This is a genomic window from Phycisphaerae bacterium, assembly GCA_012729815.1.
In the GTDB taxonomy this organism is placed as follows: Bacteria; Planctomycetota; Phycisphaerae; order JAAYCJ01; family JAAYCJ01; genus JAAYCJ01.
On sequence record JAAYCJ010000270.1, the window covers coordinates 1 to 1,558 of the forward strand.

The window sequence follows — 1,558 nt, forward strand, 5'->3', positions numbered from 1 at the left end:
AGAACCGCAGCGTCAACACCGTCATGGCCTGGCTGTCGGCATTCGGCCTGACCCATCATCAGGTCACCACCCTGGTCGAAAGACTCGGCGGCAACTGCCTCGATATCCTGAAGGAAGACCCGTACATACTCATTCGGGAGATCCGGGGATTCGGCTTCAAAAAGGTCGACAAGATCGCCCGCAAGCTGGGAACCCCAAAGGACCACGTTCCCCGTATCCGGGCCGGGCTGAATTTCTGCGTCCGTGAAGCCCTGGACAATGGTCACTGCTGGATCGAATACGAAGATCTGGTCGACCAGGCCAATCTGCTGCTGGTCATGGATGCCCTGGACAGCCGAGTCCGTATCGAGAGCGCCCTCGACACACTCATCGAAGAACAGGCGCTTTCCTGCGATTCCCATGGCGGACGCTTCGTGGTCGCTCTGCCGGAGATCGTCCGCATGGAGCGGGAGCTGGCCTCGCTGTTCGGCCATGCCGAAACACCCAATCCACATTTCCAGTCCGTCAAAAAACTCGATGCCCTGATTCGGCGCTGCGCGGCGACGCTGAACGAGAAGCAGCTCGACGCGGTTCGCTCGGCCCTCAAGCACAGCATCAGCCTGATTTCGGGTGGAGCCGGTTCGGGCAAGAGCTACACCATCTCGGTCATCAACACGATTTGTGAGGAGAGCGATCTGGATGTCGTGCTTGCCGCGCCGACCGGCAAGGCCGCCAAACGCCTGGAGGAAGTCAGCGGCCGTAGCGGCACCACCATCCACCGCCTGCTCGGCTATGACGGCAAGGGTTTCTCACGTAGCAAGGAGAACCCTATCGATGCCGATGTTCTGGTGGTCGACGAGTTTTCGATGGTGGACGTGCCGCTGGCCTGGCACTTGTTCGAGGCGGTCGACCTGTCACGGACCACGGTGTTGTTGGTCGGAGACCACAACCAGCTTCCGCCGGTGGGGCCAGGAAACATCTTGCGTGATCTGATCCAGACACGCGCCATTCCCACGGTCATCCTCGACAAGGTCGTGCGCCAGGCTGGCGTCCTCAAGGAGAACTGCACCGCCGTTCTCAAGGGCGAGGTGCGCAAGACCAGCGAGGCGTCGGTATCCGGATGCCGGGATTGGTATCTGGTGGATCAGTTCACCGATCCGATGGCTGCACGCTCGTTCCTGCTGGAGCTGTTTCAAGAGCGGCTCGACGCCCTGGGTTTCGACATCATCAAGGACGTGCAGGTGCTGACGCCAACCCACAAGGGTCCGCTCGGCACCAAGGAATTGAACGAGGAACTGCAGCGGCTCATCCAGCGCAAACTCTGGAACACCGAGGTGCCGCCGGTCGCCATGGGCCGTCGCGCCCCGTTTCTCAAGCACGACAAGGTCATCCAGACTCGGAACAACTACGACCTCAACGTGATGAACGGTGCCATCGGCTATGTGGTCGATGTCCTCGCAAACGGCACCCTGGTCATCGACTTCGACTGCATGCCGGTGGAACTGGAGAAAGGGTCGCCCGACCTGCAGGATCTGCAGCTCGCCTATGCGCTCACCATCCACAAAACCCAGGGTTCCGA

At 60.7% G+C, this 1,558-nt stretch carries 1 protein-coding gene; it reads left to right on the plus strand.

Translation table 11 applies throughout. From position 1 onward, the window contains the following. A partial coding sequence (locus GXY33_17755) for an AAA family ATPase (protein NLX06986.1) occupies positions 1–1,558 on the plus strand: 1,558 nt, incomplete at both ends.